Here is a 14,732-nt window from a genome sequence, read left to right on the forward strand (position 1 = left end):
CCGGATGACCCTGCACGCAGACCCTCACCTCGCGCTTGTCCGGCCGGTCCAGCCGCTCACCCCAGAAGGGTGTCAGGAGTGTCTGCTGCTCGGCTCCCCGTGGGTCCACCTGAGGCTCTGTCTGACCTGCGGGCACGTCGGCTGCTGTGACTCGTCGCCGAACAAGCACGCGCGTAAGCACGCGGCTGCCGTCGTCCATCCGATCGTGCAGTCGTTCCAGCCCGGCGAGGATTGGCGCTGGTGCTACGTTCACGAGGCGTTCGTCTGATGTCCGGCGACCAGTCGCTGCCGGGCGGAGAACCGGTGCCGGAGGAAGCGGGCGAGTCGGTCTTCTGGGAGACCCCGGACATCTACGGCGCGTATCCGCGCCTTACGGAGGACCAGATAGCACGTCTGGCGGAGCACGGGCAACGCCGGACCATGGCTCCGAACGACGTGCTGATCCAGGAGGGGGAGCGCTGCGAGACGTTCTTCGTCGTCCTCAGCGGCACCGTCGCCGTCGTCGAGGACTACGGCACTCCCGAGGAGCACGTGCTGCGCGTACACGGCCCCGGTCGCTTCGTCGGCGAACTCGGGCTGCTGCACGGACAGGTGGCCTTCTACACCGCGCTCGCCAGAGAGCCGGGCGAGGTCCTCGTCGTCTCCTTGGACCAGTTGCGCCACCTGGTGTCCCAGGACTCCACCATCGGGGACGTCGTGCTGCGCGCCTGTCTGGGCCGTCGTGCGCTGCTCGTCGGGCAGGGCGTCGGCTTCCGCGTCATCGGCTCGCGCTACTCGCCCGACACCCGGCGGCTGCGCGAGTTCGCCATCCGCAACCGGCTGCCGCACCGATGGATCGACCTGGAGACCGACGAGGAGGCCGAGGAGCTGCTGCGCCGCTTCGGCGTCGGCCCGGAGGAGACACCGCTCGTCATCTGGCGGGACACCACCCTGTTGCGCAACCCCAGCAACGCGGAACTGGCCCGGCTCATCGGCCTGCCGTCACTGCCCGCCGGAAACCGTCACGGCGACGTCCTCATCGTCGGCTCCGGACCCGCCGGCCTCGCTGCCGCGGTGTACGCCGCCTCCGAGGGCCTGAGCACCACGGTGGTGGAGGCGATGGCCACCGGCGGCCAGGCCGGCACGTCGTCCCGCATCGAGAATCTGCTCGGCTTCCCCGCCGGCATCTCAGGCGCCGAACTCACCGAACGCGCCGTGCTGCAGGCCGACAAGTTCGGCGCCAGGATCAGCATTCCGCTGGAGGCGACCGGTCTCCATCCCAAGGACGAGGACCACTACGTGGTGGCGTTCGCCGACGGCAGCGAGATCGCCGCCCGCGCCGTCGTCCTGGCCACGGGTGCCCGCTACCGCCGGCTCCAGGTGCCCGGCATCGAACGCCTGGAGGGCACGAGCGTCCACTACTCGGCGACCGTCTACGAGGCCCAGCAGTGCCACAGCGACCCGGTGGCCGTCGTCGGCGGAGGCAACTCGGCGGGCCAGGCGGTTCTGTTCCTCGCCGGGTACGCGCCGAAGGTGCACCTGCTGGTCCGAGGACCCAGCCTGGAGGCCAACATGTCCCGCTACCTGGTCGACCAGGTCGAGCGCCATCCACGGGTGGAGGTCATGCTGCACACCGAGGTCACCGAGGTCGTCGGCCAGGAGGTGCTGGAGGAGCTCGACGTGGTCGACAACCGCACGGGCGAGCACCGCCGACTCGCGGTACGGGGCCTGTTCGTCTTCACCGGCGCCGACCCCCACACCGAGTGGCTCGCCGGCACCATCGCCCTCGACTCCCGCGGCTTCGTCCTCACCGGCCCGGAGGCCCAGGAAGCCTGCGCCTGCCCCGAGGTGTGGCACGGCCGCGGGCGCTCGTGCATGACCCTGGAGACCAGCCTGCCCGGGGTCTTCGCGGTAGGGGATGTCCGTAGCGGCTCGGTGAAGCGGGTGGCCTCCGCGGCCGGCGAAGGCGCGATGAGCATCCACTTCGTGCACCGCTACCTGGGCCGCACGGCCGCGCACGGCGGCACCGACAGCTCACCGCACACCCGTCCGAAGGAGTCCGCCTGGCTCGCATGACGCCCAGGAGATGCGGGACCTGCGGGATCTGACGCGGTCACGGACAGCGAGCTCAGCAAGTGACAACGACCAGGTGGGTAGCTGCCCCCCAAGTCACCCGCCCGGTTAAGTGCCGAGCTCTCGCATTCGGAGTGCGCCTGGGAATGGAGCCGACCTGCAGCGGTGGTGCTGTTCATCGCCATCGACCTCAGCGGACGGTGTGGGGTGCTCACCGCCACTTGTTGTCTGGATCAACCCGCGCGGTCGACCATCGCGGCCGCCTGGTCCTCGTCCGTGGCGTCACAGACGACGCCGATCGCCCGGTGTCCGGCCGCGTTGAGTTCCTCGGCGGCGCGCTGAACGGCCTTCTCGTCACGGTCGGTCAGGACGACGGCGGCGCGGGCCTCGGCGAAGGCGCGGGTGGTGGCCAGGCCCATGCCTCAGGCCGCGCCGGTGACGAGGGCCACCTGGTCGGTGAAGTCGTACGTGGGGGTCATGAGATGTGGTTCCAATCGTGTACGTAGACGGGGAATGGCCGGGCGGTGTGTCAGGGGCGCAGCAGCGTCTTGATCGTGCGGCGCTCGTCGATGGCGCGACAGCCCTCGGCGGCCTAGTCCAGCGGCAGCGTGAGGTACGGCTGCGGGTCTGTCCGTTGGTGTCCGCGTCCGCGACTGTCTGATCCTGAACCGAGTCCACCGTGTCGGAGGCCACGACCGTGCCGTCGCCATCCCGGGTGCAGAGCCGGGAGGTCCGCGCGCCGGTCTCGTCCTGGCCGAAGGTCAGGGTGGGGCCGCCGGGCAGGGCCCGACCAAGGCGATCACCCGCTGACCCTGGTCCCCGTCGTGCGCGGTCCGGCCGGAATCCGCGGACCGCCACGCCCGGCCCTGCGCGGAGTCAGGTGTCACATCGGCTGGTGCCGGCCGGTCTGATGGGAGAGGGCCGCTCTTCGGCGGGCCCCGCCGTTGCGTCAGCCGCGCACGTCGCAGGAAAGGACCCGAGCCATGTCGTATCCCTACCCGGAACAGAAATACTGGGGCGAGGACGGGGAGGTCAGCGCCGTTTTCCGCCCTGCGAGCACCCCGCCGGACATCGGGGAGAGCGGCACCGGAAAGGACGCTCTCCACTACCTGGCGACCACGGACGTCACCCGGGGCGAGTTCGGGCTGTACCGGGTGGAGATGAGGCCGAGGGCCGGCGGCCCCAAGACACACTTCCACCGGCGCATCTCGGAGTCGTTCTACATCCTGGAGGGCACGGTGCGTGTGTTCGACGGCGTGCAATGGGTCGACGCACGCAAGGGTGACTTCCTGCATGTGCCCCAGGGTGGCCTGCACGCCTTCCGCAACGACTCCGACGCGCCGGCGGACATGCTGCTGCTGTTCACGCCGGGCGCACCGCGCGAGGAGTACTTCGAGCAGGTGTCGCAGCTGGCGCACGCCTCGGAGGAGGAGCGCGCCGCGTTCTTCGACAAGCACGACTCCTACTTCGTGGAGTAACCGGATCAGCAGGGAGGCGCCGGCCGAGTCATCGGGCCGGCGCCTCCCCGCTGTCCCTGCGGTGAGCAGGCCGCCTCAGGCCGGGACTTCCTGAAGCACCCATCCGTTGCCGTCCGGATCTTCGAACGCCGCGTGTTCAGGGTGGCGCGGGCCTGCGGGGCCAGCAGCGTCAACAGGCTCCGGGCGACCTGCCGGCTGCCGTGGACGCTACGGACCCGGGTCCGTACCTTGCCTCCCCCGTCGAAGGAGACGCTCGCGTCCGGCGCGAGCAGCGCCATCAGCGCCTCGGGAGTCTGTGCCATAAAGGCGTCCCGCAGCGCGCCGCTCACCGCGTCGTGCTCCTGCGGCGCCGTGGGTCGCGCGCGTCGGGCACGCAGGCTGTGACGTGCGCGGTCGCTGGGCTCACCGCCCTCCGGCTCCGGCCGTCCGGCGGCGGCGGAGTACGCGCCCGGTGTCGCCCCGACGACCCGGTACCGGATGCGAGCGTCGTCCGCTCGGCCCGGAGCGGGGGCGCCCGGCGGGTGCGACGGTCCGGCGAGCCGTGCCCGGCAGATGTGGCCCGTGCTCGCGACGAGCCAGGAGCGCGGCCGTACGATCCGCGCCCGCTCCCGCGCGGGCAGGCCGTACCAGCGCCGATACACCTCGTCGACCACGCTGCCGGCCCCGGCCCTGCTGCCGAGCATCCGGTACGCGACATCCATCAGATGCCGCCGCTCCTCCACCATCTCCGCGATCGACATCACATCGTCGACCGAATCCATGCGCGCGCCTCCACACCCACAGCGTCGAGCTGGGCGTTCCTCCGGTGGCCTCCGGGGCTCCGCGCGCCTGCGGCCTGCCCCTTCACAAGGTGTGCATGGTAGTCATGTTGCGCGCCAGAGAATCCCGCACATTGTGTTTCGGTCTGCGCATCGCTTCGACCGGCCGGTCGGGACCTCACGGTGCCGCGGCCTGTCGAAGTGGCGCCGGGCGCCGTCTCCGGGGGAAAAGACGGCACCCGGCGCACCGCACCCGCTCGGCTGCCGGGCCGGCGCGAACGTCGTCACATCGTCACGGTGACCGTGTCGAACACGATGTTGTGGACGTTATGTTCAGCATACACATCAATGGAAGGGATCGGGTGCGCGGTCCGGCGGCGTGCTACCGGGGAACCGCTTCGCGGGAGGGCTCGGTGGGCCGCGGCAACAGGACTCCGTCCACGTACAGGTCGACGTGCTCGTTGTAGAAGGCGACGAGGCCGGCCACGCGGTTGGCGTGGATGGTCGGGAAGTCGTAGCCCCAGGCGATGTCCTCGTGGGCACCGCTCGCGCCGTCGAAGGACCAGTACCCGCTCGTCGTTCCCTTGTACGGGCACTGGGTGACCGTGGCCGAGTGCCGCAGCTTGGTCCAGTCGACGTACATGCGCTCGATGTAGTAGCGCGTAGGCAGCCCCGTTTCGAACAGCTTCACGCAGTTGGGCGCGTCCGCCAGCACGACTCCGTCCAGTTCCACGCGGACGCTGCTCGACGAACGCAGGGCGTCCACACGGGAGTAGGGGCTCCTGGGGTGCACGAAGACCGGCTCGTCCTCCTCGAACCAGGAGTCCAGCGCGGTCCATTCGAACCGGACGGTCCCGTGCAGTGAGCTCGGGGCGTCCGCGTCCCACACCCATGCCGCGCCCTCGCGGACTTCGGAGCCGACCCGCAGCGTGTGGCGGCGGGCGAGTCCCGCACCGTGGTGCTCGGTGTGATGGTCGTCGACGAGCGTCCCGTCGACCAGGTCCTCGACAGGGATGCTGAATTGCGGGTAGGCACGCCATTCCCACACGTAGAGCGCGCGGCGGCTGTCGAAGACGACCCGGCCTCCGATGACACCCCGGACGCGGCGCGGGACGGGCTCGACGTGGCCGACCGGGACGATCAGGCTCGGGTGCAGAACGCTTTCGGTTGCCATGGTGGTACCTCGCAGGAGTCAGAACGGGATCACGGGCTTCGGTGGCGTGCGGCGGCCGGCCATCTTGCAGGAGGCGCACGCAGGTATGCGCGCCGACCGTGGCCGCGCGAACCACCGGCTTCCTCTTCCACTGACCGAACGGGCGACAGATCTGTGACGGCGTCAGGTGCTCCGGCCGCCTGCCGGACCGCCCTGTCACAGAGCAGACCCGTACGCGGTCAGAGTTCTCGTACGCGATCAGTGTCACTGCACAGTGGCGAGCGCTCCGAGGTCACCGCATGCGATGCGGCAGGTGCGCCACCGCCATCCGCACTCCCCTACCTCCCGGCAACGAAGGGACGACACACCATGGCATCTCACGGCGAGCTCCCGGCGCCTGCACACGGCCTTCTCCTGTCACATTTCCTCACCGTACGTGACGTCGCCGTCTCACGGCGGTTCTACGCCGACGTCTTCGGCGGCGAGGTGGTGATGGACGAGAATCCGGCGATCGTGCAGATCGCCAACAGCTGGATCATCATGAATCCCGGAGGCGGACCGACCCCCGACAAGCCCGGCGTCACCCTGGAAGTGCCGCAGGACGGTGAGCGGGTGTCCGGCTTCCTCAACGTGCGCGTCGCCGACATGGCCGCGTTCTACGCCCACGCCGTCGCCAAGGGCGCCAGGTTCCTCACCGAACCCGTCGACCGCGCCTCCGAGCTGCGCTGCTATCTGCGCGATCCCGACGGCTACCTGATCGAGGTGGGTCAGTCCACCGGCCTGATCAGGGGCATCAAGGCCGCCCCAGCACGTCCCGAGAAGTAGGGCGTGTGTCGGAAGTGCTCTAGGTGGGCTGACGTGAGTGGGCGGGGGCGGAGTTATCGATATGTCGGAGCGGCCGAGCTGAAGGCCGCGGTCCGGCCTGGTGACGGTGGGCGTCGGATCGGCTCGGCGGCTGACTTCGATGGCTGGATCGCGGAGCAACCGGCGGCGGAGCTGGCCGAACCGTTCACCTTCGTGGTCGGTGTGGACGGTGTGCTGCGACTGGCGCCGCGGCGAAGCGAACACGTCGCCTGTGCCGGCGGAGACATGGTTCTGAGTGCCGGCGAGATCAGCTTCATGCTCGTGGCATACCGGTGGTCCGTGAGCGAGGTCAGCAACCAGTCCACCGGGTACTGCCCGGACGTCAGCTCCTGGGCGGAGGTCGCCCGTGCTCTGGACGCGGTAGAACTCCGGCACCCTTCCGGCTTCACCCACGAGGTGCTGTTCCGACGATGCACCGACTGCCAGGAGCACAACATCGTGCGCGAGGACGACTTCGTCTGCGTCTTCTGCGGCAGCGATCTGCCCGCGGCGTGGAACGTGGATACCACCGCGTGACGGCCGAAGGTCGCAACCACTCGCTGATGGCAGCGACGAGGCCGGTCGTCTCGGAGCGGACCGCGCCCCATACGACCTGTCGACCCGGCCGTCGGTGCGGATCGGCGGAACCCGGGCCGTCCCGGCTGTCGTTGGGCCCGCGCCTGTCGTGTCAGGCGCGGGCCCGGCATGTTCGGTGTGCAGAACCGGGCTGTCCGTGACGTCCCGCTGGACGCTCGCCGGTCATGTGTGACGGTGGCCTGCGTCCTCGTACTCCTGCCGGGTGGGCTTGGGTATCTGTGTGCCCGGACCGTAGAAGGCGCGGCTGAGTCCGGCTCTCAGGCGCTGCACGCGGCGCGCGGCGGCGCTGCCGGTGGACCGCGGCGGAACTTCCAGGGGCTGGTACTGCACATGCGCGGTCAGCGTGTGCAGCCGTGCCCGGTCGAGCGGCTCGTGGACTTCGACGTACGCGCCGTGCGGGAGACGCTCGACGGTGCCGGTCTCACGACCGTGCAGAACCTCGTCGCGGTCCCGCCGTTGCAGGCCGAGGGCCCAGCGTTTGGCGACGACGAAGACGACGACCGGAGCGGCGAACAGCCCGATGCGCATCGTCCAGGTGACGGCGTTCACGGAGAGGTGCAGATGGGTGGCGATCACGTCGTTGGCGGCGCCGACGAGGGCCATGAGGTAGACGTTGATCCAGGCCGATCCCAGGGCGGTGCGCACGGGACGGTTCCGCGGGCGGTCCAGCAGGTCCTGCTCGCCGTCGTCGCCGGTGACCCACGCCTCCACGAACGGGTAGGCGCCGAGCGCGAGGAACATCAGCACGCCGCCCAGCGGGGGCAGGAGGACGTCCAGGGCCAGGGTGTGTCCCCAGAGGTCGGCCTCCCAGCCGGGCACTACCCGCAGGAGTCCGTCGGCGACTCCCATGTACCAGTCCGGCTGGGAGCCGGCGGAGACCTGGTCCGGCCGGAAGGGTCCGTAGTGCCAGACGGGGTTGATCTGCGCGATGCCGGCCAGGAGGACGATCACGCCGACGACCAGGAAGGAGAAGGCGGTCACCTTGGCCGCGTTCACTCGCGGCGGCAGACCGGTCACCCGGGTGTCGGTGCGGCCGGGGCCCGGGTACTGAGCGGGCCTGTGACGGACTGCCAGCACCACGCAGAGAGCGATGAGGGCGACCATCGCTCCGGGGAGGACCACGGTGTGCAGGGTGTTGAAGCGGGCGATCAGGTCGCCTCCGGGAAACTCGCCGCCGAAGAAGAGCAACGCCAGGTGGGTGCCGACGACCGGAAGGGAGAGGATCGTGCCGTTGACGACCTGAAGGCCGGTGCCCGACAACAGGTCGCCGGGCAGGTCGTAGCCGGTCAGGCCCGCGACCATGCCGAGGACGAGCAACAGGAACCCGGCCAGCCAGCCGATCTCCCGCTTGCGGAACGCGCCCGTGAAGAAGATCCGCAGCAGGTGGACCAGCAGTGACGCGAGGAAGATCAGCGCCGCCCAGTGGTGGGCCTGCCGGATGAGCAGACCGCCGCGGACGTCGAAGGAGACGCGCAGGGTCGACGCGTAGGCCGCGCCGCGGGAGTCCAGGCGGCTGTCGGCCCATGCGGCGAGCTACTCCCCGGTCCGGTCTTGTCCGGCGGCGGGCCGGGCGCTGTCGTCGCCCATCTCTTCACCGTTCCTTTCTCCGCCACGCCCGGCGCTCCGCGCCCGCGAGCCGCCTCGCTGACGCCTTCGCGGCGCGCACGCTCTGCACGGGTTCGTTGCGAGTCGTCCACGGTGGTACTGACGGGGCGTGGTACGCGGACTGTTGTCCCCATCTGACCGTCGACAGCAGACAGCTGTGACACGTACGGGCTGTGTCACATGCGGAGTCCTCACACTGTCTTGCTGGACATGCGCCCTGTCAGAGCCGGTTCACCCACCGCCCGACCGATTCCGACCCCTACGCCGTCACCGCGGAGTTCTACGACATCCTGCAGGCCCAACGGGACGAGGCGCGCGTTCGCCGTCTCTACGCGCCCGAGGTGGCGAAGGCCCGCCTCGCCGTGCTGGACGTGGGCGCGGGCACCGGACGGGTCACCCTGATGAGCCTGGCGGAATCGACGGCCGCCGTGCACGCGGTCGAGCCCGCGCGTGCCATGCGCGCGGGCTTGATGGCTCGTCTGGCCGCACTGCCGGCGACACTGCGACAACGGGTGACCGTGCACCCGTACCCGATGACGGAGTTCCCGCTGCGCGCGGTCGCGGACGTGGCCGTCTGCCACAACACGGCCGCCTGTCTGGCCCCTGACGCGCGGCGCGAGGTGTGGTCCATGGTCGGCTCGGCCCTGGTGCCCGGCGGGCGCCTGTTCGTCGAGCTGCCGCCAGACCGTCTTCCGGTACGCCGCGTCCTGCGGGCTCTGCCCGAGCAGCGGGTCGGGGAGCACGTCTACGGCGGACGCATGGTGATGTCGGCCGACGGGGGTCGCATCCGCACCCGTGTCGACTACTGGGTCCGCTCGGCGGAAGATGTCCTCCGCACGGGCACCGAGACGTTCTGGATGTGGCCGGCGTCCCGCGCACGGACCCTGGCCGACCTTCGCACGTACGGATTCGCGCCGCTCCCCGGTCATGACCATCCGGCCGTCCTGGCGGTCACGCTCAGGGACCCGCGGTGACTTCCCCCTCCTGCTGTCACAGGCGCGCCGGCAGCCCGGTCAAGGTGGGTGACGGCCGACGACGGCCGTAGAGACCATCCGCCGAAAGGACGCCCGCCATGCACCTGGACCCCGATATCAGGCTTTCCCTGGCAGACGAGGCCGCCGCTCTCGAGGCCCACGCCGTGTTGCTCGGGGAAGCGATCGAGATGCTCGATGCCGACATCCGGGCGGCGACCGAGCGCCTGGCGCGGCTGCGCGGCCCGGCCTGCTCCGGCCCGGACGACGCCCCCTCCCCGTCGAACCCACGCGGCCGGCTTCCTTGACGTCGGGCGGTCGGCGAGTGCCGCCGCGACGACCGGGCCCGCGGCCGTCAGGAACGCGCGGACACAGCAGATGACGTCGAATGACAGCGTGTGTCACGACATGAGTGCGCACCTCCGAGCAGTCACACCTGTCGAGCAGTGTGCTGGGGACACGCTGTTAACATGGGCGGTGACCAGGTCGGAGGGGACGTTTCATGCACGGCGGCGCCGGATCCGAGGCCCTCGATCAAGCGACGAGGGACTTCCTCACGGTCCGGTCTCGGCTCTTCGGCATCGCCTACCGCGTGCTGGGCAGCGCGGCGGAGGCCGAGGACGTGGTCCAGGAGACCTGGCTGCGGTGGCAGAACACCGACCGCTCGAAGGTGCGCGAGCCCGCCGCCTTCCTGGCCGCGGCCGCGACCCGCCTGGCGATCAACGTGGCCCAGTCGGCCAGGGTGCGGCGGGAGTCCTACATCGGGCCGTGGCTTCCCGAGCCCGTCGACACCCAGAACGACCCCCAGCTCGGGGCCGAACGGGGCGAGGCCGTGGAGATGGCCGTTCTGCTGCTGATGGAGAAGCTGAACCCGGTGGAGCGCGCCGCCTACGTGCTGCGAGAGGCGTTCGACTATCCGTACGCGCGGATCGCCGACATGCTGGAGACCAGCGAGGCGAACGCCCGCCAGTTGGTGAGCCGCGGGCGCAGGCACCTGGCCGCCGAACGCCGGGAGCAGGTCAGCCCGGAAGCCCATCGGCGCTTCCTCGAGGTGCTCCTGTCCGCCGCGCGGACCGGGGATCTGACGGTGCTGGAGGACGTGCTCACCGCGGACGTGGTCAGCTACTCGGACGGCGGCGGCATCCGCGGGGCGTCCAGGATCCCGGTCGTCGGACGGCTGCACGTCTCGCGGTATCTCGCCGCCTTCGCGCCGCGCTTCTGGCCGGGGAAGGAGATCCGCTGGGTCGAGGCGAACGGCCGCCCGGCGGTGTTGGTGTCGTCCGACGGGGAGGCCGTGGCCCTGCTGTCCGTCGACGTCTCCGTCGACGGCATCGACCGGCTGATGTGGGTGATGAACCCGGCCAAGCTCCTGCCGTACGCGGCATCCCTGAGCGACTGAACGCCGTACCGACCTCGCGGCGGTCCCGACGGCCACCCGGGCGGGCCCGGTCACGGCCGTGCGGATGTGCGGTGGAGTGTGAACCATCTCGGTGAGCCCCCCCGTACAGACCCGCCCCGCCGTAGCGCTGCTGGGCGACGGGACCGCCCCCACCGGCCGGGCGCGCAGCGCGAACTACCGCTGGTTCACCGATCCGCCGTCCCGGCTCGTCGTCTACACGGCCGCACCGGGATCCGCGAGCCACACCCGCCTGCAGGCGATGTCGCCGACTGACGGCCACTGAGGCGACGCGACACGGGCCCCTGTCACACATGCTGGGTCAACGCTGTCCATACGGATGTCAGTACGACGACTTCCGAGGGCGCCCGGCACGGCAAGGTGCCCGGGCCCGGACGGGCGGTGGAACGTGATCACGAAACGCGGCGGCATCCAGGTCTTCCGCATCACCACAGCGAGACAGGGACTTCACGAGGACGTCCGCGGCCGTCAGCGCCGCTACATCGCCTCCATGTCCGTGCGCACGCTCTCGGTGATCCTGGCGGCCACCCTGTGGAACGTCGAACGGTACGTCGCGCTCGTCGCCCTGGTGCTCGGAATCCTGCTGCCCTGCGCGGCTGTCGTCGTCGCCAACGCGGGCCGCAAGAGTGATGCCACACCTCTGCCGACCTTCGAGCCCGCCCCCTCCCGCCCGATGATCTCCCCGCTGCGCGACGGCGCACGTACGACGACGTCTCCGCATGCTCGCCATGGGTGAGGAGGTCTGGGTCAAGCCCGACGTCCGGCCATCGAGCCGCGGTACGCCGGAAAGTCGCGCCGGTGCCTCCGCGGCGCGGTCCGGATCGTGCGGGCGACTGTGGCCGGGGGTCTCCGTCAGGCCGGCCGGTTAGCGCCGCCCGGTCGAGGAAGCGTCGCAGGCCGGTCCGGACGCCGTCCGTGGGGACCGTGGTGAGGAAGGAAGCCGCTTCTACGGCCGGGCCCTCGTCGATGGGCAGGTTGATGCCGCGGGCGACCGCGCGCAGGCAGGCCGCCTCGCCCGTCGGTGCGTGGCGGACGATCCGTGCGGCCAGGTCGCGCGTGGCGTAGAGGAGTTCGCCGGCCGGTACGACGGCGCTGACGAGGCCCACTTCGGCGGCTCGGGCGGCCGGGATCGGGTCGCCGGTCAGGATCCTCTCCAGGCCGCCCTTGCGGCCGATGTGCCGGGCAGGCGCTGCGAACCGCCGAACGGAGCCGGGAAGCCGAGGGAGATCTCGGGCTTGGCGGACGTCGCGTGCTCCGCACAGTTCGCGAGCGGGGCGACCTCGGTGATCTCACAACCACCGCCGCAGGCGAGGCCGTTGACCGCGACGATCACGGGCTTCGGGAACTCTTCGGCCCACCGGGTCAGTGCGTGGCCGCGCCGGCCGCCGTGCGCGGTCGCTCCACGGCGGCCGTCTCCCCATCGAGCGGCGAGGAACAAAAGGTGTGACACGGATCCCGGGACACGGCACCGGTGCCTATCATGTGAGCCCGTACCCACTTTCGCGTCCGGACTGGTCGACACGCCGCCGGCGGGATGTGGCCGCAGCGGAGTGTGCTGGGGACCTTTACCGACGAAACTCCGTCGTCCGGTGTCGGTCCGGGCGCGCGAGCGTCGGTGCCCCGGGCATCGGCACCCCGCGTGATCACGCTGCCGAGCAGAGTGTCCCTGCCGCACTCCTCCACATGAGACGCGTGTAACACACATGTGCACGACCGACCTCACACCTGCCCCGCCGGTCATCACAATCCACAACCTCAACGGCCTCGTAGGGCATGTGCGTGGTGGTCAACAGGGCAGTGCGAGCGGAACCTCGCAGGGCTTCTCCATGAGAGTGATCGACTTGGGTGCACCGCCCGGTTGCGGCTCGCCTTCCTTGTGGCCGACGTCCTGGTAACCGGCCTGCAAGTAGTAGGAGTTCAGGCGCGCGTTGCCGGACAGGCAGTCCAGACGCACGAACGCCCGACCCATCGTGGCGATGCGGCGCTCCGCCGCACCAAGCAGGAACCGCCCCGTCCCAGGCTGGGCGTTACTCCGATCCACCATCAGCCGGTGCACGCAGCCGGCCACCGGCGGCTGTGACCCCCCGCATCCTCGTCATCCCACCACAGCTCCCAGCCCCCGGCCACGCGGCCGTCAGACTCGGCGAGCCAGGCCTCACCACTGACCATGCCTGCGGAGGTGGTCCACACCGAGCTGACCTCGCTGCCACTGACCGGTGATGCCTCGGGCAAGCAGCCAGCGGGCGGCGTCGTCACGCAGTCGCACGAGAGCGGCAAGGTCGGTCTCTTCGGCGAGACGGAAGCGCAGATCGTTTCACGCCGAGATCCTCGCACAGGCCAGAATGGGCGCCCCGCTCTTTCAGCGGGGGTCGGTGGCAGGCGTTCGATGCGGTCCAGGTCGCCGCTGAGCAGGTCGCGTGCTCACCGACGGAACGTCCTGAAACCTCGCCGCCGCGATCGATTTCCAGGCCAACCGACGAGCAGCCGGTCATCACGCCGACTGCCCCGGCTTCTCGGTCGGCCGTTGCCACACCGTGGGCACGGTCTTCACCCGGACACCTCCCGTCAGCAGCCGCTGAACCGGGCACCGCCCAGCCACTGTCAGGAGCCGCTCGGCCTGGGCGGGCTCCAGATCGCCCGACAGGTGAACATTCTTGACGATCCCACCGTCGGCGTCAAATTCGAGGTCCACGTCGACCTGGCGCAAGGGCCACTCGTGCCGGTCGGCGAACGCGCGCACGGTCATCGACGTGCACGATCCCAGCGCGGCCAGGAGGAGTTCACCAGGAGTGGGCCCGCAGTCGGAGCTGACGGGCTCGGGCTCGTCGGACCTGACCAGGTGCGTACCGATCGCGACGGTGCGGGCCAGCCGACTGCCCTCGCGGACGGAGACGATACGTGTGGTGGCGGACATCGGTCGGCCTTTCCGGGAGTCAGAAGTGGGAGCGGCCGGAGAGCACGTGCGGGCGAGGACGCCCGCAGACTGCTACGGCGCTGCCAGTAGGACACCGCACAGGACGTAGGTGTGACACACGCATCGAACGGCGCCGGCACAACGGTGATGCTGCGCGTCACGCCGTCACAGATCTGTCCCGTGTCCGGTCAGTGGAGGTGGAAGCAGGTGGTTGCGAAGACCGGCACCACCACGCGTCGGACGGCCGATGTACCGTCCGGGGCGCTGTCGAGTCACGGAAGGTGCGTCACAGTGTCAGAGAATGCGCAGCACAGTCACGGTCACGGCGACCATGGTCACGGGACCGGCGGTGAGGACGGGCCGAGCTGGACCAGGGCGGCCACGCTCCTCCAGGACGCGGCGCCGATCACGGTTCCCGAGGGCGCCTCGGCGATGACCATCCACGTGGCGTGGGAGCCCGGCGACCCCGGAACTCCGCCGCATCGCCACTCCGGACCGGCGTTCGGATACGTCCTCAAGGGCGCGGTCCGCTTCGAACTCGAGGGCGAGCCCGAGCGCGTCGTCGAGGCAGGTGGCACGTTCTGGGAGCCCGGCGGCGACGCCATCCACTACCAGGACGGCAATGCACTGGAGGACGCCAGGACCGAGTTCGTGGTCACCATGATGTGCGCCCCGGGCAAGCCCATGCTCGAACTCGTCGACGAGGAGGAGCTCAAGCAGCGCGCACATCTGCGCGCTCCGCGGCCCACAGCCTGATCCGCGGCCGTCAGACGATCCCGCCCACCGGACACCGCCACACAGGAGGGGACGAGCGGCCACGGACGCCTCCGACCTCGTTCACGTGATGCTGACCGTGCTCTTTTCGGCCGTCGCCGTGCACGGAGTGCACCGGGGTATGGCGTCCCACCGGGCGGGATGGCGCGAACGTGGAGACCAACTGCTGC

General features: G+C 70.3%; 15 protein-coding genes and 3 pseudogenes. 11 read left to right on the forward strand and 7 right to left on the reverse strand.

The genetic code is table 11. The features are described 5' to 3' along the window. The first annotated feature begins 4 nt into the window (after positions 1 to 4). On the forward strand, positions 5 to 268 hold the full coding sequence (locus tag ACZ4N4_RS27735; protein ID WP_351704513.1) for a UBP-type zinc finger domain-containing protein: 264 nt from the start codon (positions 5 to 7) through the stop codon (positions 266 to 268). Further along, complete coding sequence (locus ACZ4N4_RS27740) at positions 268 to 2,055, forward strand: FAD-dependent oxidoreductase (RefSeq protein WP_467593441.1); 1,788 nt, start codon at positions 268 to 270, stop codon at positions 2,053 to 2,055. The genes ACZ4N4_RS27735 and ACZ4N4_RS27740 overlap by 1 nt, the downstream gene beginning before the upstream one ends. Positions 2,056 to 2,294: 239 nt before the next feature. Here the strand turns inward: ACZ4N4_RS27740 and ACZ4N4_RS27745 are convergent. Further along, positions 2,295 to 2,471 (reverse strand): annotated as a pseudogene (locus ACZ4N4_RS27745) (SDR family NAD(P)-dependent oxidoreductase); the annotation flags it as partial. Between the two features lie 564 nt (positions 2,472 to 3,035). On the opposite strand from ACZ4N4_RS27745, the gene ACZ4N4_RS27750 reads away from it, so the two are divergent. Further along, positions 3,036 to 3,530: a cupin domain-containing protein gene (locus tag ACZ4N4_RS27750; protein ID WP_360483199.1), complete on the forward strand. Its 495-nt coding sequence runs from the start codon at positions 3,036 to 3,038 to the stop codon at positions 3,528 to 3,530. Positions 3,531 to 3,535: 5 nt separating this feature from the next. On the opposite strand, the gene ACZ4N4_RS27755 is transcribed toward ACZ4N4_RS27750, so the two are convergent. Both ACZ4N4_RS27755 and ACZ4N4_RS27760 read right to left on the reverse strand, forming a co-directional pair. Then, the gene (locus ACZ4N4_RS27755) at positions 3,536 to 4,291 is read right to left on the reverse strand and encodes a sigma-70 family RNA polymerase sigma factor family protein (RefSeq protein WP_467593443.1); all 756 of its coding nucleotides are present in this window, start codon (positions 4,289 to 4,291) and stop codon (positions 3,536 to 3,538) included. 379 nt (positions 4,292 to 4,670) lie between these two features. Continuing rightward, entirely contained in the window at positions 4,671 to 5,462 is a 792-nt protein-coding gene (locus ACZ4N4_RS27760) for a DUF427 domain-containing protein (RefSeq protein WP_467593445.1), read from the reverse strand. Between the two features lie 348 nt (positions 5,463 to 5,810). On the opposite strand from ACZ4N4_RS27760, the gene ACZ4N4_RS27765 reads away from it, so the two are divergent. Continuing rightward, positions 5,811 to 6,266 (forward strand): VOC family protein, encoded by a 456-nt coding sequence (locus tag ACZ4N4_RS27765; RefSeq protein WP_467593448.1) that lies wholly within the window; start codon positions 5,811 to 5,813, stop codon positions 6,264 to 6,266. Between the two features lie 33 nt (positions 6,267 to 6,299). Beyond that, entirely contained in the window at positions 6,300 to 6,821 is a 522-nt protein-coding gene (locus tag ACZ4N4_RS27770; protein WP_467593454.1) for a hypothetical protein, read from the forward strand. Between the two features lie 222 nt (positions 6,822 to 7,043). On the opposite strand, the gene qcrB is transcribed toward ACZ4N4_RS27770, so the two are convergent. Further along, positions 7,044 to 8,390, reverse strand: a complete 1,347-nt coding sequence (qcrB, locus tag ACZ4N4_RS27775; RefSeq protein ID WP_467594312.1) for a cytochrome bc1 complex cytochrome b subunit — start codon at positions 8,388 to 8,390, stop codon at positions 7,044 to 7,046. 269 nt (positions 8,391 to 8,659) lie between these two features. Here qcrB and ACZ4N4_RS27780 point away from each other — a divergent pair, with 269 nt between their 5' ends. The 5 genes from ACZ4N4_RS27780 to ACZ4N4_RS27800 all read left to right on the forward strand — a co-directional run bounded on the left by ACZ4N4_RS27780 (position 8,660) and on the right by ACZ4N4_RS27800 (position 11,610). Further along, entirely contained in the window at positions 8,660 to 9,460 is an 801-nt protein-coding gene (locus ACZ4N4_RS27780; RefSeq protein WP_467593460.1) for a class I SAM-dependent methyltransferase, read from the forward strand. Positions 9,461 to 9,558: 98 nt separating this feature from the next. Beyond that, the gene (locus ACZ4N4_RS27785; RefSeq protein WP_467593462.1) at positions 9,559 to 9,765 is read left to right on the forward strand and encodes a hypothetical protein; all 207 of its coding nucleotides are present in this window, start codon (positions 9,559 to 9,561) and stop codon (positions 9,763 to 9,765) included. 194 nt (positions 9,766 to 9,959) lie between these two features. Then, positions 9,960 to 10,856 carry an RNA polymerase sigma-70 factor gene (locus tag ACZ4N4_RS27790; RefSeq protein WP_467593466.1) on the forward strand — a complete coding sequence of 299 codons (897 nt, stop codon included), beginning with the start codon at positions 9,960 to 9,962 and terminating at the stop codon, positions 10,854 to 10,856. Positions 10,857 to 10,947: 91 nt separating this feature from the next. Further along, the gene (locus tag ACZ4N4_RS27795) at positions 10,948 to 11,139 is read left to right on the forward strand and encodes a hypothetical protein (protein ID WP_467593470.1); all 192 of its coding nucleotides are present in this window, start codon (positions 10,948 to 10,950) and stop codon (positions 11,137 to 11,139) included. Between the two features lie 126 nt (positions 11,140 to 11,265). Further along, entirely contained in the window at positions 11,266 to 11,610 is a 345-nt protein-coding gene (locus tag ACZ4N4_RS27800; protein WP_467594315.1) for a DUF3099 domain-containing protein, read from the forward strand. Positions 11,611 to 11,809: 199 nt separating this feature from the next. Here the strand turns inward: ACZ4N4_RS27800 and ACZ4N4_RS27805 are convergent. The 3 genes and pseudogenes from ACZ4N4_RS27805 to ACZ4N4_RS27815 all read right to left on the reverse strand — a co-directional run. Next, positions 11,810 to 12,615, reverse strand: a pseudogene (locus tag ACZ4N4_RS27805) (enoyl-CoA hydratase-related protein); the annotation flags it as partial. A gap of 45 nt (positions 12,616 to 12,660) precedes the next feature. Further along, positions 12,661 to 13,182, reverse strand: a pseudogene (locus tag ACZ4N4_RS27810) (GNAT family N-acetyltransferase). A gap of 183 nt (positions 13,183 to 13,365) precedes the next feature. After that, positions 13,366 to 13,788, reverse strand: coding sequence for an OsmC family protein (locus tag ACZ4N4_RS27815; protein ID WP_467593474.1), 423 nt, complete (start codon positions 13,786 to 13,788; stop codon positions 13,366 to 13,368). 291 nt (positions 13,789 to 14,079) lie between these two features. Here ACZ4N4_RS27815 and ACZ4N4_RS27820 point away from each other — a divergent pair, with 291 nt between their 5' ends. Then, a complete protein-coding gene (locus ACZ4N4_RS27820) occupies positions 14,080 to 14,544 on the forward strand; it encodes a cupin domain-containing protein (protein WP_467593477.1) in 465 nt (154 codons plus the stop codon). Positions 14,545 to 14,732 lie beyond the last annotated feature (188 nt).

It is taken from the genome of Streptomyces sp. NPDC026538 (assembly GCF_055567535.1).

Coding starts and splice junctions, on each gene's coding strand:
- ACZ4N4_RS27790 (WP_467593466.1), top strand. CDS start 9,960: ATGCACGGCGGCGCCGGATCCGAGGCCCTCGATCAAGCGACGAGGGAC.
- ACZ4N4_RS27740 (WP_467593441.1), top strand. CDS start 268: ATGTCCGGCGACCAGTCGCTGCCGGGCGGAGAACCGGTGCCGGAGGAA.
- ACZ4N4_RS27735 (WP_351704513.1), top strand. CDS start 5: ATGACCCTGCACGCAGACCCTCACCTCGCGCTTGTCCGGCCGGTCCAG.
- ACZ4N4_RS27755 (WP_467593443.1), bottom strand. CDS start 4,291: ATGGATTCGGTCGACGATGTGATGTCGATCGCGGAGATGGTGGAGGAG.
- ACZ4N4_RS27750 (WP_360483199.1), top strand. CDS start 3,036: ATGTCGTATCCCTACCCGGAACAGAAATACTGGGGCGAGGACGGGGAG.
- ACZ4N4_RS27815 (WP_467593474.1), bottom strand. CDS start 13,788: ATGTCCGCCACCACACGTATCGTCTCCGTCCGCGAGGGCAGTCGGCTG.
- ACZ4N4_RS27785 (WP_467593462.1), top strand. CDS start 9,559: ATGCACCTGGACCCCGATATCAGGCTTTCCCTGGCAGACGAGGCCGCC.
- ACZ4N4_RS27765 (WP_467593448.1), top strand. CDS start 5,811: ATGGCATCTCACGGCGAGCTCCCGGCGCCTGCACACGGCCTTCTCCTG.
- ACZ4N4_RS27760 (WP_467593445.1), bottom strand. CDS start 5,462: ATGGCAACCGAAAGCGTTCTGCACCCGAGCCTGATCGTCCCGGTCGGC.